This is a genomic window from Pseudomonas sp. LF020 (assembly GCF_053456425.1).
Genome location: NZ_JBRFIX010000002.1, coordinates 529,335 through 552,228, shown reverse-complemented (window position 1 = coordinate 552,228; position 22,894 = coordinate 529,335). Strand labels below are relative to the sequence as shown.

Genomic DNA, 22,894 nt, shown 5'->3' with positions numbered 1-22,894 from the left:
AGCCTGCGGCAGCTCCTACAGGAGATCGTGCGTAACCCGGATTAAGGATTCACCATGATTCCCAACGAAGACCAGACCCAGATCCGCGACATGGCCCGGCAGTTCGCCGAGGAACGGCTGAAACCGTTCGCCGCCGAGTGGGACCGCGAGCATCGTTTCCCCAAGGAAGCCATCGGCGAAATGGCCGAACTGGGCTTTTTCGGCATGCTGGTGCCAGAGCAGTGGGGCGGTTGTGACACCGGTTACCTGGCGTACGCCATGGCCCTGGAAGAAATCGCCGCCGGCGACGGCGCCTGCTCGACCATCATGAGCGTGCACAACTCAGTCGGCTGCGTGCCGATCCTCAAGTTCGGCAACGACGATCAGCGCGAACGCTTCCTCAAACCGCTGGCCAGCGGCGCCATGCTCGGCGCCTTCGCCTTGACCGAACCGCAGGCCGGTTCCGATGCCAGCAGCCTGAAAACCCGCGCGCGTCTTGAGGGCGATCATTACGTGCTCAACGGCTGCAAACAGTTCATCACTTCCGGGCAGAACGCCGGGATCGTGATCGTGTTTGCGGTGACCGATCCGAGTGCCGGCAAGCGCGGCATCACGGCGTTTATCGTGCCCACCGATTCGCCGGGATATAAAGTCGCCCGGGTCGAGGACAAGCTCGGTCAGCACGCCTCCGACACCTGCCAGATTCTGTTTGAAGACGTCAAAGTGCCGGTCGCCAACCGCTTGGGTGAGGAGGGCGAAGGCTACAAGATCGCCCTGGCCAACCTCGAAGGCGGGCGGGTCGGCATCGCCTCGCAATCAGTGGGCATGGCCCGCGCCGCGTTCGAAGCGGCCCGCGACTATGCACGTGAGCGCGACACCTTTGGCAAGCCGATCATCGAGCACCAGGCCGTGGCTTTCCGCCTCGCCGACATGGCCACGCAGATCGCCGTCGCCCGGCAGATGGTGCATTACGCCGCGGCCCTGCGTGACAGCGGTCAGCCGGCGCTGGTCGAGGCCTCGATGGCCAAACTGTTCGCCTCGGAAATGGCCGAGAAGGTCTGCTCGATGGCGTTGCAGACGCTGGGCGGTTACGGTTACCTCAACGATTTCCCGCTGGAACGCATCTACCGCGACGTGCGCGTCTGCCAGATCTACGAAGGCACCAGCGACATTCAGCGCATGGTTATTTCGCGCAATCTCTGACAAGGAATCTTGCCCATGACTTACGAAACGATTCTGCTGGAAAACCACGGCCGCGTCGGCCTGATCACCCTCAACCGCCCACAGGCGCTGAATGCCCTGAACGCGCAACTGGTCAGCGAAGTGAATCATGCCCTCGACGGCCTGGAAGCGGATGCGAACATCGGTTGCATCGTCATCACCGGTTCGAAAAAAGCCTTCGCTGCCGGCGCCGACATCAAGGAAATGGCCGAGCTGACCTACCCGCAGATCTACATGGATGATCTGTTCAGCGACAGCGACCGCGTGGCTAACCGGCGCAAGCCGATCATCGCTGCGGTCAACGGTTTCGCCCTTGGTGGCGGTTGCGAACTGGCGTTGATGTGCGACTTCATCCTGGCCGGTGACAACGCCAAATTCGGTCAACCGGAAATCAACCTCGGCGTGCTCCCGGGCATGGGCGGCACCCAGCGCCTGACCCGCGCCGTGGGCAAGGCCAAGGCCATGGAAATGTGCCTCAGCGGGCGGATGATCGATGCGGCGGAAGCCGAGCGTTGCGGCATCGTTGCGCGGATCGTGCCGAGCGATGAATTGCTCGACGAGGCGCTGAAGGTGGCGGCAGTGATCGCCAGCAAATCGCTGCCGATTGCGATGATGGTCAAGGAAAGCGTCAACCGTGCGTTCGAGGTCAACCTGACTGAAGGCGTGCGCTTCGAGCGCCGGGTGTTCCATGCGGCGTTTGCCACGCAGGATCAGAAGGAAGGGATGGCGGCGTTTGTGGCTAAACGTGCGCCGGAGTTTACCGGTAAGTAAAGTTGCGTTCTCACTGACGCTATCGCGGGCAAGCCCGCTCCCACAGGTTTTTCTGGAGTGCACAACTTTTGTGAACGACAGAATTCCCTGTGGGAGCGGGCTTGCCCGCGATGCTTTTACAGCTGATAGTTCTTCAGCTCCCGCGCAATCACCATCCGCTGAATCTCGCTCGACCCTTCATAAATCTGGGTAATCCGCGCATCGCGGTAGTACTTCTCGACCGGATAGTCCTCCAGATAGCCATACCCGCCATGGATCTGAATCGCTGAGGAGCAGACCTTTTCCGCCATCTCCGAGGCGAACAGCTTGGCCTGTGAAGCCTCCGACAGACACGGTTTGCCCGCCGTGCGCAAACGCGCCGCGTGCAGGATCATCAAGCGCGCCGCGTTGATTTGCATGTGCATGTCGGCCAGCAGGTTGGCGATGCTCTGGTGTTCGTTGATCGGTTTGCCGAACTGGATGCGGTCACGGGAATAAACCAATGCAGCTTCAAACGCTGCCCGGGCGATGCCCAGGGCCTGCGCGGCGATGCCGATGCGGCCGCCTTCGAGGTTGGACAGGGCAATCGCCAGGCCCTTGCCGCGCTCGCCGAGCAGATTGGCCTCGGGAATGCTGCAGTTGTTCAGGGTCACCGCGCAGGTGTCGGAGGCGCGAATGCCCATTTTGTGTTCGGTGCGATCGACGATGAAACCCGGGGTATCGGTCGGTACGAGGAACGCGGAAATGCCTTTCTTGCCCAGATCCGGATCCGTCACCGCAAACACGATTGCCAGTTTCGCCCGTTTGCCATTGCTGACGAATTGTTTGGCGCCGTTGATCACCCACTGGCCGTCGCGCAGTTCGGCGCGGGTGCGCAGGTTGTGCGCTTCGGAACCGGCCTGCGGTTCGGTGAGGCAGAAGCAGCCAATCGTCTGGCCACTGGCGAGATCCGCCAGCCAGGTCTTTTTCTGTTCTTCGCTGCCGTAATTCATCACCGGCCCGCAGCCCACCGAGTTGTGGATGCTCATGAACGCGCCGGTCGCGCCGTCGCCGGCAGAAATCTCTTCCACCGCCAGCGCATAGGCCACGTAATCGACGTAAGTGCCGCCCCATTCCTCGGGCACCACCATGCCGAGCAAACCGAGTTCGCCCATCTTCGCCACCAGCGCGTCGTCGATCCAGCCGGCCTTTTCCCAGGCTTGCGCATGCGGTGCGATTTCGCCACGGGCGAAGTCCCGGGCCATGTCGCGGATCATCATTTGTTCTTCAGTCAGTTCGAGATCGTGCATGGCTCAGCTCCCGCTCTCAGTAAAACCGTGAAAGAAACTCGCGACATGCCCGGCGTCCAGCGCAGCGAGGGTCGGCGGGTTCCAGCGTGGGGTCTTGTCTTTGTCGATCAGCAGGGCACGCACGCCCTCGATCAGGTCGCCGCGTTCGAACCACTGGCGATCCAGATGCAGTTCGAGGGCGAAGCAGTGTTCCAGGCTCAACTGACGACCGCGACGCAGCATCTCCAGGGTCACGGCCATTGCCAGTGGCGAGCGGGTCTCCAGCAGGTCAGCGGTGGTGGTCGCCCACTCATGGCTGTCGGCGACGGTGACTGCGCGCAGTTGCTCGACAATGCTCGGTACGTCCGGCAGGGCGAAGAAATGGTCGATGGCCGGGCGCAGTTGCTTCAGCGGCGCATCGGCCAAGGTTTGCACGCCGTTTTTGGCGAGCAGGTTCTGCAGGTCCTTGAGCGGCGTGTCGTGCCATTCCAGATGATCGAGTTGTTCGTCGAGGCTCGACAGTTTGCTGCTGTCGACAAACCAGTCCGCCAGCCCGCAGTACAACGCATCGGCCGCGCGAATCTGCACGCCGCTGACGCCCAGATAGATCCCCAGTTCACCGGGAATCCGCGAGAGGAAATAGCTGCCGCCGACATCGGGGAAATAACCGATCGCCACTTCCGGCATCGCCAGCCGGCTCTTTTCGGTGACCACCCGCAGATCCGCGCCTTGCACCAGGCCCATGCCGCCGCCGAGGACGAAACCGTCCATCAACGCCAGCACCGGTTTGCGGTAATGATGAAGCGTCAGGTCGAGGGCGTATTCCTCGACGAAGAAATCTTCGTGCAGCGTGTCGCCGCTTTTGAAGCTGTCGTACAGCGAACGGATATCGCCACCGGCGCAAAACGCCTTCTCACCGGCACCGCGCAGCACCACGGCGTGCACGCTGGCGTCAGTCGCCCAGGCATCGAGTTGCTGCTGCAACTGGCGAACCATGTCGAGGGTGATGGCGTTGAGACCGGCGGGGCGGTTGAGGGTCAGGTGACCGATGTGATTGCGAACCTCGGCCAGCACTTCGTTTTGCGTGGCATCCATGGACGGGGTCCGCGGGGATGAAGCCTGAGCAGTCATCACTAACTCCCTGCTTTTATTGTCTTTATTCGAGAAGCTCGCGCGCGAGCGTTGACGGATCGTAACAGTGCAAATTTGCCGTGTACAACCGGGATATGTGCAGGGGGAGTTTGCGTTTTTGCAGCAGGTTGAGGATTGCCTTCGTGGCGAGGGAGCTTGCTCCCGCCGGGTTGCGAAGCGGCCCAACACCGCGGGTTTACGACTGCTGCGCAGCCGAGCGGGAGCAAGCTCCCTCGCCACAATGATGCAGGTGGTTATCGGGTGAAAACTTCGCGGATGCTGCGGCGTTTGGCGTGCAGTTCGCTCGCATGGATCAGTTGTTCGAGGTCTTCGGGGGTGACGTCGATGAACGCTTCCATGTCGGCCAAGGCCAGTTTCAGGTCTTCGGCAGTGATTGCCTGACTGTCGATCGGGGCAACCACAGGCGCTGGCTCGGCCGGGCGTTTCGGGTAGCGGATGCGCGTCAGGTTGTTGTAGGCCAGCGCGCTGAGCAGCATGCACGCGGCGGCGAGCATCACCGGTTCCATGGCTTTCCAGTCCATGGCGATGGTGGCGGGATCGGCCAGCACCAAGGTCAGCGCCAAGGCGCCGGCCGGTGGGTGCAGGCAACGCAGCCAGCACATCAGGATCAGTGCCATGCCCGCCGCCAGGCAGGCGCTGCCCAGGGTTCGGCCGAGGACGTGGGCCACCAGCAGCGCGACCACGCTGGCGCACAGGTACCCGCCGATGATCGACCATGGCTGGGCGAGGGCGCCGGAAGACACGGCAAACAGCAACACCGCTGAAGCCCCCAACGGCCCGATCAGGTGATACGCGACCTCGATGCCGAACACCTGACTGCACGCCCAGACGCTGAACAAAGTGCCCAGCGCCATGCCGATGGCGGCGCGGCTCCATTCGGTGGGGCGGGTGTTGATGGCGGCGGGCAACCAGCGAGCGAGCATGTGAATCGGGTCCTTGCAGTAAATTCGGGGCAAAAAAAAGGACTTGTCCGTTTCGGAAAGTCCTCGAAGCGTTCCAACTATTGGGGGAGGAACACGCACAGTGTGCCGTGCAAAATCGATGCTGACAAATTCATATAAATGCTGATTCAGTGCATTATTTTTGAATTGTCGCCACGCGGCGTCCGCTGACAAAACACAAATACCCACCCAACGCCGCCAGAGCGCTCAAGGCGTAGAACATGCTCGGCGCCGGCGTGTGCATTAGAAGGAACCCACACATCACCGGACTCAGCGCACCGCCCAGCGCCGCGAGGTTCTGTGCGCCGTAGTAACTGCCGCGCAGCTCTTCGGGAGCGAGGGTGTCGACGAAGAGGAAATCCGCCGGATAGATGATCATCTCGCCGAGGGTGAAGATGAACATCGCTACGCACCAGCCAACCAGACTGTCGGCCATGCTGAAGCCGATCAGACCGACGATGAACAACGCGGTGCCGCCAGCAATCCAGAACCGCAGGTGCTCACGCTTGAGGAAGCGGCCGATCTGGTATTGCAGCAGGATCACCGTGATCGCGTTGCAGGCGAGCAGGGCGGCCATGGTATCCAGGGTCTGCTCCTGCGTGTGGGTCACCAGCAGATACTGCGACAGGTACAGGGTGAAGCGCCCGTGAACCAGGGTGCTGAGCAGGCAGCCGAGGGTGAACAGGATCATCGTGCGGTCGTTTTTCAGGATGATCAGAGTGTTCAGGAAACTCTGCGGCGGGCTCGCCTGCGACAGCGGACTGGCCTCACGAGAGACGCCCAGCAGCAGAAAAACGCTGCCAGCGGCAATCAGCCCCGCGACGATAAATGGCGCTGAAGGCTGAACCCCGGCAATTACCACGCCGATCATCGGGCCGACGGCGTAGCCGATATTGGTCAGCGTGTAGTTCAGCGAAAACGCCTTGACCCGCTGGCCGACCGGCAGGTTTTCACTGAGCATCGCTTTGGAGCAGATCAGGAACAGCGCCGACGCCGTTTCACTGATGATCAGCACCAGCGTGACCAGGTACAGATTCTGCGCGAAAGTCAGCAGCATCAGGCCGACACCGCTGGAGAGCATGGTCAGGATCAATAGTTGACGCTTGTCGAGGCGATCAATGATGTAGCCACCGTACAGCGACAACAGCGTGGCACTGAACACGGCGATGCCCAACAGCAGGCCGACGTCCTGCGGGTTGAGGCCCAGTTTGTTGCTGAGAAACAGGGTCAGCAGCGGACTGATCAGGGCACGGCTGATGACGATGCTCAGCGAAGTGACCATCAGTCGGCGGATCAGGCGGGAGTAGGTGGCCACGGCAGTGCAAATGTCCTTATTTTTATGATGAGAAACCTTGTGAGCGAGCCTGCTCGCGAATACCGAGTGTCAGGCGCCAACGCAGTTGACTGGCCGGACGCTATCGCGAGCAGGCTCGCTCCTACAAGGGATTTGTCCTGTCAGGGCAATATCAGGTGCATTGCGCAGCGGCGTTCGGCGGCAAAGCCATGCTCGATTTCTTTCTGCAAAGCGTCGAGCAAATGCGCTTCGTGCTCACCCGGTGCGACTTCCACAAACCCCATCCGCTGATAAAACGGCGCATTCCACGGCACGTCGCGAAACGTGGTCAGGGTCACGGCGTGCATCTGCTCACGGCGGGCATGTTCAATCGCGGCCAGCAGCAGTTGACGGCCCACGCCTTGACCCTGAAACGCGAGGCTGACCGACAGTTCTTCAATGTGCAGTTGGTTGTCGAAATCCAGCGCGCGAATAAATCCTGCGAGCTGCGCCGAGGTGTTTTCGGCGACCCAGACGTACGCATCGTCGATGGCTTGAAGATGTTGCTCGGCGCTGGCCACGTCGGTGTCGGCAAGCCAGGCGAGGGTCGGATCTGTGCGAAACAGCTCGGCGGCCGAGCGTTCGATGGCGGGGAGGGCGGCGGCATCACGCTGCTGCGCCCGGCGTACAACAAAATTCATGATCACCAAATCCCTGTAGGAGCTGCCGCAGGCTGCGATCTTTTTCCTGAAAACACAAAAGATCGCAGCCTCAAGCAATTCCTACAAGGGTTTGAGGTACAACAGCACGTAATCATTCTTGTCGAAGCTTCCCGTGACCACCGGTTGCAGACCGGCCAGCGAAGTACCTTGCAGCGATTGCAAGTCCTTGCTGTCCATCATCAACCACGCCGGCCCCTTGAGCGCTTCGAGTTGCTGCACCGTCTCGGTGAACTGCGGTTGCAGGTCCTGCTCGACGTTGACCATGAACTTGATCGCCTTGGCGTCTTTGCCCATGCCGTGCAGCACCAGCGGTGCCGGGTTCTGCTGCACCTGCGCGAAGGCAGCACGACTGAACGCCTGCGTGTCGTACAGACGTCGCTCCACCGGTTCGAATACGGCGGCATACACCGTCCACAAGGCCAATACCGAGCACAGCGCCAGCACTTCGGCACGCCAGCGCGGCATCAACAGGCGCGACAGTGCGAGCAATTGCAGAGCGCCGAGTACGATCAGTATCAGAGTGATGCCGTCGAGTTGCTCGGGAAAGCGGCGCTTGGCAACCAGCAGGGCCACCATCAACAGTCCCGGCGTCACCAGCCAAATGCCTTGAATCATCCCGCGCAATACGCGGAACACCCGACCGTGCAGGACCTGGAACGGGTACGCCGCGATGATCGCCGCCATCGGCAACATCGGCAGCAGGTAACGCGCCTTCTTCGCCTGCGGAATCGACAGGCCAACCATGACGATCAGCCCCGCCGCCGCGCAATATTGCACCAGACGCAAGGCCGGCCCGCGCTGATGCGGTTTGCTCAGCCAGGTCGCGGCCAACGCCAGGATCGCCAGCGGATAGGCCAGTGCGTAGTTGCCCAGGGAGCTGGTGAAGTAATACAGCGAACCGCTGACGCCTTCACTGCCGTCCATGCGCCCCATGAACTGCATGCGGATCACGTCCTGCAGGAAGGCTTCGCCACCGCTGTGTTTGGCCAGCCAGAGCAGCAGGCCGACGCACGCTGCGAGTAACACAGAAGCGATCACGCCGAACACGAAGAGGCGTTTCCACTCACGGTTGAGCAGGTAGTAACTGCAGAGCATGCCGGTCGGTATCACCAAACCTATGGGCCCGCGAATCCCGAAGCCCAGCAACAGCAGGACAAAGATCAGCGGCCAGCGCCGGCGCGAACCGAAGTGGTCGTGCGCGTAGCCCAGGTAAAACACCGACAGCGCCACGGCGGCGAGCATCAGGTCTTGCGACACTGCGCGTACTTCGGTGACGAAGGTGCTGGTGAGCATCAGCAACGCAATGCTGATCAGCGCCCAGCGCTGCGAATGCACCGCCAGCAAGCGATACATCAACGTCACGATCACCCCGCCGGCAATCGCGCTCGGCAGCCATGCCGTGAGGGTGTTGACCGCGCCAAAGGGCAACGACAACAACCAGATGAACAGCGTCGAGAGCGCCGAATAGTCCGCGTAAGGTTGACCGTAAGTGGTCGGGAATACCGTTGGCCCGTGTCGCAACATTTCCTGGGCAAACAGTACGAAACGTGAATCGAAGCCAATGGGAGCCTGTCCGTAAACCCCGGCGATAAACAACAGCAGTGCCAGCAGCCCTGCGAACAGGGACTGCCGGCGGATGACAGGCGACAACGTGATCAAGCGACGTGCGCAGTGTTGGGCCACTGCTGCAGCGGCATCGGCAGTTTGCGCGAATCGCCACGGCCGATCGGGAAGTACTTGAAGCCGTTGCGTGCCAGACGCTCGGCGTCGTACAGGTTGCGGCCGTCGAAGATTACCGGGGCTTTCAGGCGTTGCTCGATCAGGTCGAAATCCGGCGCCTTGAACTGCTGCCATTCGGTGCAGATGATCAGCGCATCGGAACCCGCCAGCACCGATTCCGGGGTGCCCATCAGCATCAGTTTTTCTTCGTTCGGATACAGATGCTGGGTTTCCTGCATGGCTTCCGGGTCGAATGCGCGCACGCTGGCGCCGGCGGCGAACAGCGAATCGAGCAGCACGCGGCTCGGTGCGTCGCGCATGTCGTCGGTATTCGGCTTGAACGCCAGGCCCCACAGGGCGAAGGTCTTGCCGCGCAGGTCACCCTTGTAGAACGCGTTGATGCGGTCGAACAGCTTGTGTTTCTGCCGCTCATTGATCGCCTCGACCGCTTGCAGCAGGTCGCTGGAGCAATGTGCCTGCTCGGCGCTGTGGATCAGCGCGCGCATGTCTTTGGGGAAGCACGAGCCGCCATAACCGCAGCCCGGGTAGATGAAGTGGTAACCGATGCGCGTGTCGGCACCGATGCCCTGACGCACCGACTCGATGTCGGCGCCCAGGTGCTCGGCCAGTTCGGCGATCTGGTTGATGAAGCTGATCTTGGTCGCCAGCATGCAGTTGGCGGCGTATTTGGTCAGCTCGGCGCTGCGCAGGTCCATGAACATGATGCGGTCATGGTTGCGGTTGAACGGCGAGTACAGGTCGCGCATCACGTCCTGCACTTCATCACCTTCGCAGCCGATGACGATGCGGTCGGGACGACGGCAGTCGGACACCGCCGAACCTTCCTTGAGGAATTCCGGGTTGGAGACGATATCGAACTGCAGCTCACGACCGGCCTTGTCCAGCGCGGCCTGAATGTGCGCACGCAGGGTGTCGCCGGTGCCGACCGGTACGGTGGATTTCTCCACCAGGATCAGCGGCTGTTCACGGTGACGCGCCACGGCGTCACCCACCGACAGCACGTATTTCAGATCGGCCGAGCCGTCTTCGCTGGACGGTGTACCTACGGCGATGAACGCCACGCGACCGTGCTGCACGGCGAGTTTTTCATCGGAAGTGAAATGCAGGCGGCCGGAGTCCAGGCCTTCGCGCACCAGGCTCGACAGGCCTGGTTCGAAGATGCTGACGTGACCCTGGCGCAGCAGTTCGACTTTCTTCTGATCGATGTCCATGCACACGACGTCGTGACCGACTTCGGCCAACACGGCGGCCTGCACCAGGCCGACATAACCGCTACCAAATACTGTGATTTTCATGGAGCACTCCTGAATTCGGGCGCACGAGACGGACGAGTGTTAATAGTGATGACCCCGAGCATGACCAGTGCCACGCCCAGCGATTTAGTGAAACTGAAGGATTCGTTGAACAGCGGCAGACTGGCCGCCAGCAGGTACACCAGCGCATAGCTGATGCTCAGCAGCGAATAGGCCCGGCCCAGCGGCAGATCGCGCAAGGCCGCGAGCCAGCAGAGCATCGACAGGGCGTAGGCGAAAATCGCCGCCAGCACCACGGCCAATGCCGCCAGATCAACGTTGCCGGCGCTCAGCGCCGTCAGCCATTGTTCCGGTTGCGGCAGGCGCGTCATGCTCCAGCGCATGCCCAGTTGCGCGCCACTGACCAGCATGACGCTGGCCAGGGCAAAACCGATACCGCGTGCCTGATTCATGACTGTTGCCCCAGCAAGACCACACCGCCGATCACCAGCGCCACGCCCAGCCAATGCTGGCGGTCGATGGGCTCGCGAAAGATGAAGCGGGCAATCAGGGTGATCAGCACGAAGTTGAGGCTGAGCATCGGGTAAGCGATGCCCACTTCAAGACGTTGCAGCACCAGCAGCCAGACCAGCAGCCCGCTACCGAGAGCAAACAGCGCCAGCCACAACCACGGCGAACGCAGTTTGTCGACCCAGGACGAATCAACGCCGCGCCAGCTCTCCACGGCGAATTTCTGCGCGACTTGCCCCAGGCACGTCAGCAGACACGCCGTCAGTAACAGCAACCAACTCATGACGGATCCTTGGGCAGCACCATGATCACCAGATTGCCCGATTCGTAACGGGTACCGTCCTTGGGCAGCAGGTCCAGCTCTTCGAGCTCGTCCTGGCCCTTGACGCGCATCAGCACGCCGACCGAGCCGCTGCGGCGCGCTTCACGTACCCATTGTTGAACGTTGTCCTTGGTGAGTCGGCGTTCAGCGCCTTCCGGGTAGGACAGACCGTATTTGAGTTCGCCGACCGTGTTGTACAGCGCGACCTCTGGTTGTTTCATGCGCCAGGCCAGCGCTGCCGCCGCGCCCAGATCATTGCTCAGCAGGTGCGTGGCGCCGGACAGTTCGGTGACGTGGTGCCGGATGAACTGATCCGGAGTCTTGTTGGCCACCACCGACTTGGGCAACGCCGCCGGCAGGATTCCCGCCAGCAACAGACTGCCCAGCGCCGGCGCCGCCCAGCACTGCAACGGCAGGAACGCTTGCGCCAGGTTGGCGATGATCCAGCCGATCAGGGCGATGAACACCAGCACCATGCTGTGCAGTTCGTGGTCGTACACCGGTTTGTTCAATTGCAGGTAAACCAGTGCGATCAGCGTGACCACACCCAGCAACAGGTTCAGCAGACCGTTGATTCCCAGCGCCCGACCTTGTTCCAGACGCAGGCGATCAGCCAGCGCATTGCCCAGCAGCAGTGCCAATGGCAGCAGGCACGGCAGGATGTAGGTCGGCAGCTTGCCGTTGCTCAGGCTGAAAAAGCCCAGCGGCAACCACAGCCACAACAGCAGGAAAACCATGTTCGGCTGGGCCCGGGTTTGCCAGGCTTGCTTGAACGCGGTCGGCAACAGGCCAACCCACGGCAGACTGAACGCCACCAGCAGCGGCAAGTAGAACCACCACGGTGCATCGTGCTGCGCATCGTCACCGGCAAAGCGCCGGATGTGTTCGTGCCAGAAGAAGAACCGCCAGTAATCCGGTTCCTGTGCGTGCACCGCCAGCGCCCACGGCAAGCTGACGATGATCGCGATGGCGATCGCCACCGGGCCGAACACCAGCAGTTCACGCCAGCGTTTCTGCCAGAGCATCCACGGCAACGCGATCAGTACCGGCAGCAACCAGGCGAGAAAGCCCTTGGTCATGAAACCCATGCCGCAGGCCAGCCCCAGCAGCGCCCAGGCGCCCAGCCGTTGCCCGGTGCTGCGGCTGTCGAGCGCAAACCACAGCGCGACCAGGCTCAGGTTGACCCAGAAGGTGAATTGCGGATCGAGGTTGGCGTACCCGGCCTGACCGGCGACGACGGTGAAGCTCATGTAGAGCAGGGCGCAGACGAAGCTCTTGCGCGGATCGTTCCATAGCCTGCGCGCGACCAGGTAGGCCAGCAGCACACTCAAAGCCGTGCTGAGGGCCGAGGCGAAGCGCACGCCGAACAGATTCTGCCCGAACAATTCCTGGCCAATGGCGATCATCCAGTAGCCGGCAATCGGCTTCTCGAAATACCGCAGACCCATGAAATGCGGCGACACCCAGTTGCCACTGAGCAGCATGTCCTGGCTGATCTGTGCGTAACGGGTTTCGTCGGGGATCCACAGGCCATGGGTGCTCAGCGGCAACAGATAGGCCAGCAGACAGAGGCCGACCAACAGCGGCAGTGCCCAGCGTCTGGTCATGCGCCTTGCACTCCCAGCCAGCCTTCACGGCCTTCGAGCACACCGCGTTGCACGCGGCCTACGGGCAGGGTGTTGAAGAACTCGGGCAACAAGTCGCCCAAGGGTTTGAAGTCAATGTTGCGCTGGCGTGCATCGGCCAGCAACTGGCGAAAATCCTGAGCCATCAGAATCCCTTCTACTTCGGCATGAATGGTGTAGACGTTGAGTGCTTGCGGCTGGAACCGGTCGAGGATGAAGGCGTTGAAGTCCTTGGCCGCCACGTGTGGGCCGACGACTTCGTCGAAGGTCGGCAGGTCCACCGGAATCTGCGGCGTACCCGGCGTGCCGTCCGCCAGCAGCGGACGGAACAGGCTCTGCCCGCGGCAATCGCTGTTATAGCGAAAGCCGAAGGTCTGCTTGGCCTCGATCACGCGCTCGTCCGCACGCCAACCGGCGGCGGCCGAACACTGGATCTTTTCGCCGAGGATGTCGCTCAAGGTATCGACGCCGCGCCGGATCTGTTCGATCAGTTGCGCGTCGCTCCAGCGTCCGGCATTGGCTTGCCAGCCATGGTGATCCCAGGCGTGCAGGCCGACTTCGTGACCGGCATCCCGGGCCTGACGCATCAGGTGCCCGAGATCACGGCCAATCGGTTTGCCGGGCCAGGCGGTGCCGGCCAGCAAAATGTCCCAGCCGTAGAGGCCGGCAGCGTTGGAACGGAGCATTTTCCAGAGGAACTGCGGGCGGATCAGGCGCCACAGATGCCGACCCATGTTGTCCGGGCCGACACTGAAGAAAAACGTTGCCTTGACCTGCGCCTCGTCGAGCATCTCCAGCAACCGCGGCACACCTTCACGGGTGCCACGGTAGGTGTCGACATCGATACGAAGACCTGCCTGCATTACTTCTTGTCCGCGATTTCGAGCATGGCTTCACGCAGGAAGAAGTCCAGGGTGTTGCCGATGGTCTCGCGCATTTCCACGGTCGGCTCCCAGTTCAGCAGGCGCTTGGCGTTGGCGATGCTTGGCTTGCGGTGTTCCACGTCCTGGTAACCGGCACCGTAGAACGCCTTGCTTTCCACGTCGCGGAAACCGGCGAACGGCGGGAAGTTGTGACGCAGCGGGTGCGCTTCGAACTGACGCAGCAGCTCTTCGCCCAGTTGACGGATGCTCGCCTCGTTGTCCGGGTTGCCGATGTTGATGATCTGGCCGTTGCACACGTCGTTGTCGTTATCGATGATCCGCGCCAGTGCCTCGACGCCGTCAGCGATGTCGGTGAAGCAACGCTTCTGCTCGCCACCGTCAAACAGACGGATCGGCGTGCCTTCCACCAGGTTGAGGATCAACTGGGTGATGGCGCGGGAGCTGCCGATACGCGCCGAATCCAGACGGTCCAGACGCGGGCCCATCCAGTTGAACGGACGGAACAGGGTGAAGTTCAGGCCCTTGGCGCCGTAAGCCCAGATCACGCGGTCCAGCAGTTGCTTGGAGACCGAGTAGATCCAGCGCTGCTTGTTGATCGGGCCAACGATCAGGTTCGAGCTGTCTTCGTCGAAGTTCTTGTCCTGGCACATGCCATAGACTTCGGAGGTCGACGGGAAGATCACGCGCTTGTTGTACTTGACGCAGTAGCGAACCAGCTTGAGGTTTTCCTCGAAGTCCAGTTCGAATACGCGCAGCGGGTTGCGGGTGTATTCGATCGGGGTGGCGATGGCAACCAGCGGCAGGACCACGTCGCACTTCTTGATGTGGTACTCGATCCACTCGGAGTGAATGCTGATGTCGCCTTCGACGAAGTGGAAGTTCGGGTGGCTGCGCAGACGGTCGATGGCGTCGGAGCCGATGTCCAGACCGTACACTTCGTAGCGGTCGTCACGCAGCAGGCGCTCGGACAGGTGGTTACCGATGAAGCCGTTGACACCGAGGATCAGCACGCGGGTACGACGTGGCGCGCGACCGGATTCGGCACCGCGAAGCAGCGAACCGTCAACCAGACCCAGTTCGTTTGCCAGTTGCGGGCCGCTGAGGTACAGACCGTTGTCGTTGCGCTGACCGGCGTTGATCACCAGCGAGTCCTGACCGCAGGCGATGCGCAGCGGATCGACGCTGATCACGCGGCCTGGCGCCTGGCCTTCGTTGCCCTTGACGACGTCGGCGCTCCAGACGATCAGTTTGTGCTCGCCCACGGCGCAGAAGGCGCCCGGGTAAGGACGGGTGACGGCGCGCACCAGATTGAACAGTTCTTCGGCCGGTTTGGCCCAGACCAGTTTGCCGTCCGCCGGAGTACGGCGACCGAACACAGTGGCTTTCGATTCGTCCTGTGGGGTTTCAGTGATCTTGCCTTGCAGCATGTTCGGCAGGGTGTCGCGCAGCAGGTCGCTGGCGGCGGTGCGCAGTTTGGCGTGCAGGGTCAGGCCGGTGTCGCTGCGCTCGATGGCAACGCGTTGCTGGGCAACGATGGCGCCGGCATCAGCGCGCTTGACCATACGGTGCAGGGTGACGCCGGTTTCGGTTTCGCCATTGACCAGCACCCAGTTTGCCGGTGCGCGACCGCGATAGCGTGGCAGCAGCGAACCGTGCAGGTTGAACGCGCCTTTTTTGGCCAGGGCCAGCAGTGGCTCGCTCAGCAGGTTGCGGTAGTAGAAGGAGAAAATGTACTCCGGGTCCAGCTTGGCGATGCGCTCGATCCACAGCGGGTGGTTGGCGTCTTCCGGCGCGTGTACCGGGATGCCTTTGTTGGCGCACAGTTGTGCAACCGAGGCATAGAACGCGTTTTCTTTCGGATCATCGGCGTGAGTGAACACTGCTGCAATGTCATAGCCGCTGTTGAGCAGGGCTTCAATGCCGGCGCAGCCAATATCGTGGTAGGCGAAGACAACAGTTTTTGCACTCATGAGAGAACCTGATCGGAAGTGGAAGAAGTAGCGGTAGAAGAAAGACCATCAACGGTGACGGCAGGGGCCGGAGCGGCCGGCTGGCTGCGCAACACCTTTTCGATGAAGAAACGTGGGCGGGCGCGCACATCGCTGTACATGCGGCCGAGGTATTCACCCAGCAGGCCCATGCCGATGAACTGACCGCCAGTGAACACGAACAGCACGGCGAACAGCACGAACATGCCGTCACCGGCCCAACCGGCACCGAACGCCAGGCGCAGGACGATCAACGCAATAGCGAACAGCACGCCCAGCCCGGCCATGGCGAAGCCGACGATGCTCAGCAGACGCAGCGGGGTGGTGGTCATGCAGGTGACCAGATCGAACATCAGGTTGATCAGGCGCATCGGGCTGTATTTCGAATCGCCGTGTTCACGCTCGGCGTGGGCCACGACGATTTCGGTGGTGTGCCGGGCGAAGCTGTTGGCCAGGATCGGGATGAACGTGCTGCGTTCACGGCAGGCGAGCATCGCGTCGATGATGGTGCGGCGGTAGGCGCGCAGCATGCAGCCGTAGTCGCTCATGGCGACGCCGGTGGAGCGTTGCACGGCGAGGTTGATCAGCTTCGACGGATAGCGACGCAGCGCCGAATCCTGACGATTGCCGCGCACGGTGCCGACCACGTCGTAACCCTTTTCAGCTTCGGCCACCAGCCGTGGGATTTCTTCCGGCGGGTTCTGCAGGTCGGCGTCGAGGGTGATCACCACGTCGCCCTTGCACTGCTCGAAACCGGCCATGATCGCGGCGTGCTGACCATAGTTGCGGTTGAGAATGACCGCCACGAACGGGCTGTTTTCGCGCCCGGCGGCTTCTTCGAGCATGTTCGCCGATTCGTCGCGGCTGCCGTCGTCGACCAGCACGATTTCAAAATCGTGATGCAACTGGCGGCAGGCCGCTTCGGTGCGACGCAACAGCTCGGGCAGGCTTTCCTGTTCGTTGTAGACCGGGATGACGATCGACACGCTACGGATTGGATAAGGTTTCACAGGCGTTTTTCCATGATTTGTTCGATGGCACCGACCACGCGATCAAGGTCTTGACCGGTCATGTCGGGGAACAGCGGAATCGAGCACAGCCGCGCCGAGTTCCATTCGGTGTTGGGCAGGTAGAGGTCGGGGTCACGCTGGCGATACCAGGTGTGCAGGTGGGTGGCGATGAAATGGATACCGGTGCCGATGCCCTGATCCTGCAACGCCTTCATGAAGGCTTCGCGATCCATGCCGCAACGCTCGCTGTCGATGCGCAGGATGAACAGGTGCCAGGCGTGTTGCTGGGCATAGGCGGGCAGGGCCAGCGGTTGTACCGGCAGGCCTTCGAATTTTTGCAGGTAGCTGGTGGCCAGTTCGGTGCGGCGGGCGTTGATTTCGTCCAGACGTTGCAGTTGCACCAGGGCAATCGCGGCGTTGATGTCGGCCAGGTTGTACTTGAAGCCCGGCTCCATCACTTGCGCCTGCGGCTTGCGGCCACCGGTCAGACGGTCATAGGCGTCAACGCCCAGGCCGTGGAATTTGAGCATGCGCACGCGGCTGGCGAGCGCTTCGTCGTCGGTGACGAACATCGCGCCTTCGGCACAGGTCATGTTCTTGATCGCATGGAACGAGAAGATCGCCGTGCCTTGCGAACCGACGTGGCGCCCCTTGTAGCGGGTGCCGGCGGCGTGGGCGGCGTCTTCGATGACCGGGATGCCGTGCTTGTCGGCCAGGGCATACAGCGGATCAAGATCGAACGCAGCGCCGGCGTAGTGCACCGGAATGATTGCCTTGGTTCGCGGGGTGATGGCCGCCTCGATGCGCGCAGCGTCGGTCATCAGCGTGTCGCGGTCGACGTCGACGAATACCGGTTTGGCGCCCAGCAGGGAGATCATGTTGGCGGTCGAAACCCAGGTCTGCGACGGGGTGATGACTTCGTCGCCCGGGCCGATGCCCAAGGCCAGCAGGGTGATGTGCATGCCGCCGGTGGCCGAAGACAAGGCCACCGCGTGCTTGCAACCAACATACTGCGCAAACTGCTCTTCGAGTGCCTGGTTTTTCGGCCCCGTGGTGATCCAGCCCGAGCGCAACACCTGCTCGACAGCGGCAATTTCCTCATCGCCAATACTTGGGCGGGAGAAGGGGAGAAACGCCTGACTCATGGGCACCTCATTGCAAAAAATAAAAGGATGGACTCACGCAACTGTTGGATCCAACCACAGCGTAGACACAGAAAAGCGCTCCTGCATCAATAACTTGGCAAAAAAAGCATGACGTCGGGGATTGATTGACTTTTCACGATTTGCCCGGCAGGTTGGGGCATAGCCACTACCGAACCTATGGGAATTAAGGTTATGCCGGTTTTTGTGAAAGGAACATGAAAAACCGGTTGGCGAATCGTTTATCTGTCACTTATACAGCCGCTGTTCAGGCTTCTGCCGTCCATCGCAGTTTTTTGTCGGACAGTGCCGCTCAAGTACCTTCTTTACTTCAAGTACATTGCATTTGTTAGTTGTTGTAGTGCTGTACATTTTTTACTCAAGGTTTAACGTTTGATTGATTTAGTTGCTGCAACCCCCGACGCTCCAAAAACCAACCCGATGAGCCTGTACCTCGCGCGTTTGGCGCCCTCCAGCCAATTGACCATGCGTTACGTGCTGCAAGATGCGGCCGATCGCCTGGGCTTTGAAGACATGAATGTCGAAGAGATTCCCTGGCATGCCTTGCAACCGGAAGATGTTGTAGCGCTGGTCGCTGCATTACGCGCAGACAACTACGCACCGAACACTTCTTCGTTGTATGTGAATGCGGTACGCGGCGTCATGAATGAGGCCTGGCGCATGAGTCTGATCAGCCAGGAACATCTGTTGAAGATGCGTTCGGTCAAGGGCATCGCCGGCACGCGGCTGTCCCAGGGGCGCAATCTCAAGCGCACGCTGATTCACGAATTGATGGAAGTCTGCGCCGCCGATCCACGCCCGCAGGGCCTGCGTGATGCGGCAATCATCGCGTTGCTGTACGGCACCGGCATGCGCAAGTCGGAATCGGTGGACCTGGATCTGAATCAGGTCGACTTCAGCGAACGCAGCCTGTGCGTCACCGCCAAGGGCAACAAACAGTTGATCAAGTACGCACCGGCATGGGCGTTCAGCAAGCTCGATGCGTGGCTCGAACTGCGCCGTTCACAGCTCAAGGAAGGCGAGAGCGACGATGCCTTCCTGTTCAACCGTATTCGCCGTGGCAGCCACATCACCCGTGAGCGCATCACCAAGCATGCGATTTACTACATCGCCCGTCAGCGCGGCACGCAGGTCGGGGTGAAGATCATGCCCCACGATTTCCGTCGCTCGTTCATCACTCGGGTGATCGAGGAGCACGACCTGTCGATCGCGCAGAAACTGGCGCATCACAGCAACATCCAGACCACCGCCAACTACGATGTGCGCGATGACAACGAGCGGCGGCGGGCGGTGGATCGCTTCGATCTCTGATCAGTTCAGGCCAAACACATGCGCCGCACCGAGTACCGACAGCTGCACCGCGCTGCCGGCGGGCGGCGCGTGCATGCCGGAGCTGCGCACCAGAATCGAACGGGCCGGATCCTGAGTCGCGGATGAGCTCAGTTCAACGGTCAGGGTGCAGGTGTTGCCGGCAAAGTCGCGGTCGGTGACCAGCGCAGGGCAGCCTTGACTGTCAGATGCCCCTTCGGCGATCTGCAATTGCTCGGGGCGCAGCATGATCTGCGCGGCGCCGCTGAAGCCGTTGCTGTTCACCGCCACCTGACCCAGATCGCAATGCGCCCAACCCGCCTCGATTCGCGCGGGCAGGACCACCGCTTCGCCGAGAAAGTGCGCGGTCTGTTCATCCTGCGGATAGCGGTAGAGATCCATCGGATGCCCGGACTGCACCAGCCGGCCGCTGCGCATCACCGCCAATTGATCGGCAAACGACAATGCCTCGCTCTGATCGTGGGTCACCAGAATGGTGGTGACGCCAGCGTCTTCGAGCAGGCGCGCGACCATTTTGCGCATGGCACTGCGCAAACCGGTGTCGAGGGCGGAGAACGGCTCGTCGAGCAGCATCAGCCGTGGCTGTTGCGCCAGAGCACGGGCCAGCGAGACCCGCTGTTGCTGGCCACCGGACAATTCGTGGGGCCAACGGTTGGCCATGTTGGCATCGAGGGCGACGCTGTCCATCAATTCCTGAATGCGTTGATGGCGCGCGGCACCGGTCAGCGCCAGGCCAAAACCGATGTTCGCCGCCACCGTCATGTGCGGGAACAACGCACCGTCCTGCGGGACGTAGCCGATCTGCCGTTGATAGGCCGGCACTGCGTGGCTGCGGTCGACCAGCGTCTGGCCGTTGAGGGTGAGGCTGCCGCTGTCGGGAAACTCGAACCCGGCGATCATCCGCAGCAGCGTGGTCTTGCCGGAACCGGAGGGGCCGACGATGACCGTGCGGCTGCCGGTCGGCACGTTGAGGCTGACGTCATCGAGCGCCTTCTGCGCGCCGAAGGTTTTACTGAGGTTGAGCAGTTCGAGAGCGTTCATCGGCCAGCGGTACGCCTGGATTGGTGATAGAGAATGGCCGTCAGCGGCAGTGAAAGCAGGATCATCAAGAACGCGTAGGGCGCTGCGGCGGCGTAATCGATTTCGCTGGTCATCGCCCAGAAACCGGTGGCGAGGGTGCGCGTGCCGTTGGGCGCCAGCAGCAGGGTCGCGGTCAGTTCATTGGTGATTGCCAGGAACACCAGTGCCGCACCTGCCGCCGCGCCGGGGGCCGCCAGGCGCACGGTGATCAGCCACAATGCGCGCAACGGCGAGCGGCCAAGGCTTTGCGCAATGTTTTCCAGCTCGACCGGGGCCTGAGCGAAACCGGCGCGCAGGCTGACCAGCGCCCGCGGCAAGAACATCAGCAGGTAGGCCAGCAGCACGGTGATGGTGGTCTGGTAAATCGGCCGGGCGAAATGAATGGTCACGGTGACCAACGCCAACGCGACGACAATGCCGGGCAGCGAACTGGTGATGTAGTTGCAGCCTTCCAGCAAGCGCTGCAGTTTGCCGGGGGAGCGGATCGACAGCCACGCGATGGGAATCGCCGCGACACTGGTCAGCAACGCGCCGGCCACTCCGTAGGACAAGGTCTGCAGCAACGCCGGCAGCAACTCGTCACCTTGCCAGACCTGCACGCCACCGGCCACCAGCCAGCGGCCCAGCGTGAGCAACGGCACACCGAGCGCGAGCAGGCAGGTCAGGGTTTGCAGCAATAAAGCCAGGGTTGTCACGCCTCGGCCCAGTTGCACGCTGCGCTGATCCCGGGCACTGCCGGAACCGACTCGTGCATAGCGGGCGTTGCCACGGGCGGCAGATTCGGCGGTGAGCATCGCCAGACAGCACAGCGCCAGAACCCCGGCGAGCATGTTGGCGGCCGGGCCGTTGAAGGTCGATTTGAACTGATCGAAGATCGCCGTGGTGAAGGTGTCGAAACGGATCATCGCGTACAAGCCGTACTCGGCCAGCAAATGCAGACCTACCAACAACGCGCCACCGCAGATTGCCAGGCGCAGTTGTGGCAACACCACCCGAAAGAACACCGCCCAAGGCTTGAGTCCCAAGGATTGCGCGACGTCTTCAATTGCCGGATCGAGACGGCGCAAGGTCGCGGCAATCGGCAAATACAGAAACGGGAAATAGGCGATCACTGACACCAGCACACCGGCTGGCAGACCATGGATCGACGGAACCAGGCTGACCCACGCATAACTGTGGACGAACGCCGGCACCGCCAGCGGCGCGACCGCCAGCACTGACCACAAGCGTCGGCCGGGCAGATTGCTGCGTTCGGTCAGCCAGGCCAGGGTAGTTCCGAGCACGATGCACAGCGGCAGGGTGATCAACACCAGCAGCACAGTGTTGATCAGCAATTCGCCGACACGCGGGCGAAAGATCAGGGCTTCGATGGTCGCCCAGCCGGTGTACCACGCCACACCGATCACGAATGCAATCGGCAGCAGGGACAACAACGACACCAGCACCGCCGAGCTCACCACCCACGAGCTGCCTCGCCCGGCGAGTGTGCGGGGCGGGTGGAGGCTGGCGGCGGCCGTCGCAACGGCCGGTGCAGGCAAGGTGTCGGGCATCACTCAGAGCAATCCGGCCTGGGTCATCAGCTCGACGGCTTTTTTGCTGTCGAGGGTCGACGCATCGACTTTCGGCGCGTCGAGGGTTTTCAGCGGGGTCAGCTTCGGATTGGACGGCGCGTCTTTACCCACGGCGTATTCGAACGAGGTGCCGGTTTTGAGCACCTCCTGACCTTGCTTGCCGGTGATGTATTCGACGAACTTCTGCGCTTCATCCTGATGCTTGCTCGAGGCCAGCACGCCGGCGCCGGAGGTACTGACGAACGCGCCCGGATCCTGATGTTTGAAGTAGTACAGCTTGGTGTTTTTGCTGTTCTCGCCGGTCTTGGACTGATCGACGAAGCTGTAATAGTGGTAGATCACGCCGCTGTCGATCTGTCCGGCGTTCACCGCTTTGAGCACCGCACTGTTGCCGCGATAGATAGTGGCGTTGGTCTTCATGCCCTTGAGCCATTCCAGGGTGGCAGCTTCACCTTTCTGTTGCAGGACAGCGGCGACGATCGCCTGGAAGTCGGCGCCGGCCGGGGAGGCGGCCCAACGGCCTTTCCAGGCCGGGGTGGCGAGGTCGAGCAGGGATTTGGGCAGGTCTTTTTCAGTCAGCTTGCTCGGGTTGTAGACGAACACGGTGGAACGGGCGGCGATGCCGACCCAATTGCCGTGGGCCGGACGGTAGGCGGAATCGACTTGCTCAAGGGTTGTCGGCGCCAATGGGGCGAACAGTTTGGCGTTGTCCACCAGCACCATCGCCGGCGAGTTTTCGGTGAGGAATACGTCTGCCGGCGAGGCGGCGCCCTCCTGCACCAGTTGGTTGCCCATCTCGGTATCATCGCCGTTGCGAATGGTCACCGGGATTCCGGTTTCCTCGGTGAACCCTGCCACCCAGGCCTTGGTCAGGGTTTCATGCTGCGCGTTGTAGACCACCAGACCCACCGAATCGGCGGCAAAAGCCTGCCCGGTGCCGAGCAACGCAGTGGCCAGCAATGCGCGCTTGAAGAAGGATGGAAAGCGTGGATTCATTCGGGCAGCTCCTGTTTTTAGACGTTATGAGCAAACCCTCGCAGGAAACAATGCGAACGATTTGCAAGTGTCGAGTCGCGGCAATGTAGGGTGGCAAATGAGAAAAAAACGTCAAAG

At 61.6% G+C, this 22,894-nt stretch carries 19 protein-coding genes and 1 pseudogene; 3 read left to right on the top strand and 17 right to left on the bottom strand.

Going from position 1 to position 22,894, the window contains the following annotated elements; genetic code table 11:
• Nucleotides 1-54 precede the first annotated feature (54 nt).
• Complete coding sequence (locus tag ACU680_RS06470) at nucleotides 55-1,182, top strand: acyl-CoA dehydrogenase (protein WP_007918873.1); 1,128 nt, start codon at nucleotides 55-57, stop codon at nucleotides 1,180-1,182.
• Between the two features lie 15 nt (nucleotides 1,183-1,197).
• On the top strand, nucleotides 1,198-1,971 hold the full coding sequence (locus ACU680_RS06465; protein ID WP_367084560.1) for an enoyl-CoA hydratase: 774 nt from the start codon (nucleotides 1,198-1,200) through the stop codon (nucleotides 1,969-1,971).
• Between the two features lie 116 nt (nucleotides 1,972-2,087).
• Here ACU680_RS06465 and ACU680_RS06460 read toward each other — a convergent pair whose 3' ends face one another.
• From ACU680_RS06460 to arnB, 14 genes and pseudogenes are all read right to left on the bottom strand, one after another.
• The gene (locus tag ACU680_RS06460; protein ID WP_448178988.1) at nucleotides 2,088-3,239 is read right to left on the bottom strand and encodes an acyl-CoA dehydrogenase family protein; all 1,152 of its coding nucleotides are present in this window, start codon (nucleotides 3,237-3,239) and stop codon (nucleotides 2,088-2,090) included.
• Between the two features lie 3 nt (nucleotides 3,240-3,242).
• On the bottom strand, nucleotides 3,243-4,349 hold the full coding sequence (locus tag ACU680_RS06455; RefSeq protein ID WP_448178987.1) for an enoyl-CoA hydratase/isomerase family protein: 1,107 nt from the start codon (nucleotides 4,347-4,349) through the stop codon (nucleotides 3,243-3,245).
• A 254-nt stretch (nucleotides 4,350-4,603) separates the two neighbouring features.
• Entirely contained in the window at nucleotides 4,604-5,293 is a 690-nt protein-coding gene (locus ACU680_RS06450) for an HPP family protein (protein WP_448178986.1), read from the bottom strand.
• 154 nt (nucleotides 5,294-5,447) lie between these two features.
• Nucleotides 5,448-6,626, bottom strand: a complete 1,179-nt coding sequence (locus ACU680_RS06445; protein WP_448178985.1) for an MFS transporter — start codon at nucleotides 6,624-6,626, stop codon at nucleotides 5,448-5,450.
• A 140-nt stretch (nucleotides 6,627-6,766) separates the two neighbouring features.
• Nucleotides 6,767-7,285 (bottom strand): GNAT family N-acetyltransferase, encoded by a 519-nt coding sequence (locus ACU680_RS06440; RefSeq protein ID WP_448178984.1) that lies wholly within the window; start codon nucleotides 7,283-7,285, stop codon nucleotides 6,767-6,769.
• 81 nt (nucleotides 7,286-7,366) lie between these two features.
• On the bottom strand, nucleotides 7,367-8,965 hold the full coding sequence (locus ACU680_RS06435) for an ArnT family glycosyltransferase (protein WP_448179133.1): 1,599 nt from the start codon (nucleotides 8,963-8,965) through the stop codon (nucleotides 7,367-7,369).
• A pseudogene (locus tag ACU680_RS06430) lies at nucleotides 8,951-10,341 on the bottom strand (UDP-glucose dehydrogenase family protein); the annotation flags it as partial. The pseudogene ACU680_RS06430 and the gene ACU680_RS06435, both read right to left, overlap by 15 nt.
• Complete coding sequence (gene arnF / locus ACU680_RS06425) at nucleotides 10,338-10,751, bottom strand: 4-amino-4-deoxy-L-arabinose-phosphoundecaprenol flippase subunit ArnF (protein ID WP_448178983.1); 414 nt, start codon at nucleotides 10,749-10,751, stop codon at nucleotides 10,338-10,340. The pseudogene ACU680_RS06430 and the gene arnF, both read right to left, overlap by 4 nt.
• Complete coding sequence (arnE, locus tag ACU680_RS06420; protein ID WP_448178982.1) at nucleotides 10,748-11,092, bottom strand: 4-amino-4-deoxy-L-arabinose-phosphoundecaprenol flippase subunit ArnE; 345 nt, start codon at nucleotides 11,090-11,092, stop codon at nucleotides 10,748-10,750. Before arnE ends, arnF begins: the two co-directional genes overlap by 4 nt.
• Nucleotides 11,089-12,738: a lipid IV(A) 4-amino-4-deoxy-L-arabinosyltransferase gene (gene arnT / locus ACU680_RS06415; protein ID WP_448178981.1), complete on the bottom strand. Its 1,650-nt coding sequence runs from the start codon at nucleotides 12,736-12,738 to the stop codon at nucleotides 11,089-11,091. Before arnT ends, arnE begins: the two co-directional genes overlap by 4 nt.
• Nucleotides 12,735-13,619, bottom strand: a complete 885-nt coding sequence (gene arnD / locus ACU680_RS06410) for a 4-deoxy-4-formamido-L-arabinose-phosphoundecaprenol deformylase (protein WP_448178980.1) — start codon at nucleotides 13,617-13,619, stop codon at nucleotides 12,735-12,737. Before arnD ends, arnT begins: the two co-directional genes overlap by 4 nt.
• Nucleotides 13,619-15,610: a bifunctional UDP-4-amino-4-deoxy-L-arabinose formyltransferase/UDP-glucuronic acid oxidase ArnA gene (gene arnA, locus ACU680_RS06405; protein ID WP_247267606.1), complete on the bottom strand. Its 1,992-nt coding sequence runs from the start codon at nucleotides 15,608-15,610 to the stop codon at nucleotides 13,619-13,621. The genes arnD and arnA overlap by 1 nt, the downstream gene beginning before the upstream one ends.
• Nucleotides 15,607-16,638, bottom strand: coding sequence for an undecaprenyl-phosphate 4-deoxy-4-formamido-L-arabinose transferase (arnC, locus tag ACU680_RS06400; protein WP_123586304.1), 1,032 nt, complete (start codon nucleotides 16,636-16,638; stop codon nucleotides 15,607-15,609). Before arnC ends, arnA begins: the two co-directional genes overlap by 4 nt.
• Complete coding sequence (arnB, locus tag ACU680_RS06395; RefSeq protein ID WP_007969509.1) at nucleotides 16,635-17,783, bottom strand: UDP-4-amino-4-deoxy-L-arabinose aminotransferase; 1,149 nt, start codon at nucleotides 17,781-17,783, stop codon at nucleotides 16,635-16,637. Before arnB ends, arnC begins: the two co-directional genes overlap by 4 nt.
• A 438-nt stretch (nucleotides 17,784-18,221) precedes the next feature.
• Here arnB and ACU680_RS06390 point away from each other — a divergent pair, with 438 nt between their 5' ends.
• Nucleotides 18,222-19,112: a site-specific integrase gene (locus ACU680_RS06390; protein WP_027611947.1), complete on the top strand. Its 891-nt coding sequence runs from the start codon at nucleotides 18,222-18,224 to the stop codon at nucleotides 19,110-19,112.
• Here the strand turns inward: ACU680_RS06390 and ACU680_RS06385 are convergent, their stop codons facing one another.
• The 3 genes from ACU680_RS06385 to ACU680_RS06375 are packed head-to-tail and all read right to left on the bottom strand — an operon-like array spanning nucleotide 19,113 to nucleotide 22,777.
• Entirely contained in the window at nucleotides 19,113-20,171 is a 1,059-nt protein-coding gene (locus tag ACU680_RS06385; RefSeq protein WP_367084552.1) for an ABC transporter ATP-binding protein, read from the bottom strand.
• Entirely contained in the window at nucleotides 20,168-21,760 is a 1,593-nt protein-coding gene (locus tag ACU680_RS06380; protein ID WP_448178979.1) for an ABC transporter permease, read from the bottom strand. Before ACU680_RS06380 ends, ACU680_RS06385 begins: the two co-directional genes overlap by 4 nt.
• 3 nt (nucleotides 21,761-21,763) lie before the next feature.
• Entirely contained in the window at nucleotides 21,764-22,777 is a 1,014-nt protein-coding gene (locus ACU680_RS06375) for an iron ABC transporter substrate-binding protein (protein WP_448178978.1), read from the bottom strand.
• Nucleotides 22,778-22,894 lie beyond the last annotated feature (117 nt).

What these genes read in the sequence shown, in the direction of transcription:
- arnT (WP_448178981.1), bottom strand. Translation starts at nt 12,738, where the DNA reads ATGACCAGACGCTGGGCACTGCCGCTGTTGGTCGGCCTCTGTCTGCTG.
- ACU680_RS06450 (WP_448178986.1), bottom strand. Translation starts at nt 5,293, where the DNA reads ATGCTCGCTCGCTGGTTGCCCGCCGCCATCAACACCCGCCCCACCGAA.
- ACU680_RS06440 (WP_448178984.1), bottom strand. Translation starts at nt 7,285, where the DNA reads ATGAATTTTGTTGTACGCCGGGCGCAGCAGCGTGATGCCGCCGCCCTC.
- arnB (WP_007969509.1), bottom strand. Translation starts at nt 17,783, where the DNA reads ATGAGTCAGGCGTTTCTCCCCTTCTCCCGCCCAAGTATTGGCGATGAG.
- ACU680_RS06390 (WP_027611947.1), top strand. Translation starts at nt 18,222, where the DNA reads ATGAGCCTGTACCTCGCGCGTTTGGCGCCCTCCAGCCAATTGACCATG.
- ACU680_RS06465 (WP_367084560.1), top strand. Translation starts at nt 1,198, where the DNA reads ATGACTTACGAAACGATTCTGCTGGAAAACCACGGCCGCGTCGGCCTG.
- ACU680_RS06380 (WP_448178979.1), bottom strand. Translation starts at nt 21,760, where the DNA reads ATGCCCGACACCTTGCCTGCACCGGCCGTTGCGACGGCCGCCGCCAGC.
- ACU680_RS06470 (WP_007918873.1), top strand. Translation starts at nt 55, where the DNA reads ATGATTCCCAACGAAGACCAGACCCAGATCCGCGACATGGCCCGGCAG.
- ACU680_RS06385 (WP_367084552.1), bottom strand. Translation starts at nt 20,171, where the DNA reads ATGAACGCTCTCGAACTGCTCAACCTCAGTAAAACCTTCGGCGCGCAG.
- ACU680_RS06460 (WP_448178988.1), bottom strand. Translation starts at nt 3,239, where the DNA reads ATGCACGATCTCGAACTGACTGAAGAACAAATGATGATCCGCGACATG.
- ACU680_RS06455 (WP_448178987.1), bottom strand. Translation starts at nt 4,349, where the DNA reads ATGACTGCTCAGGCTTCATCCCCGCGGACCCCGTCCATGGATGCCACG.
- arnE (WP_448178982.1), bottom strand. Translation starts at nt 11,092, where the DNA reads ATGAGTTGGTTGCTGTTACTGACGGCGTGTCTGCTGACGTGCCTGGGG.
- arnA (WP_247267606.1), bottom strand. Translation starts at nt 15,610, where the DNA reads ATGAGTGCAAAAACTGTTGTCTTCGCCTACCACGATATTGGCTGCGCC.
- arnF (WP_448178983.1), bottom strand. Translation starts at nt 10,751, where the DNA reads ATGAATCAGGCACGCGGTATCGGTTTTGCCCTGGCCAGCGTCATGCTG.
- arnD (WP_448178980.1), bottom strand. Translation starts at nt 13,619, where the DNA reads ATGCAGGCAGGTCTTCGTATCGATGTCGACACCTACCGTGGCACCCGT.
- ACU680_RS06375 (WP_448178978.1), bottom strand. Translation starts at nt 22,777, where the DNA reads ATGAATCCACGCTTTCCATCCTTCTTCAAGCGCGCATTGCTGGCCACT.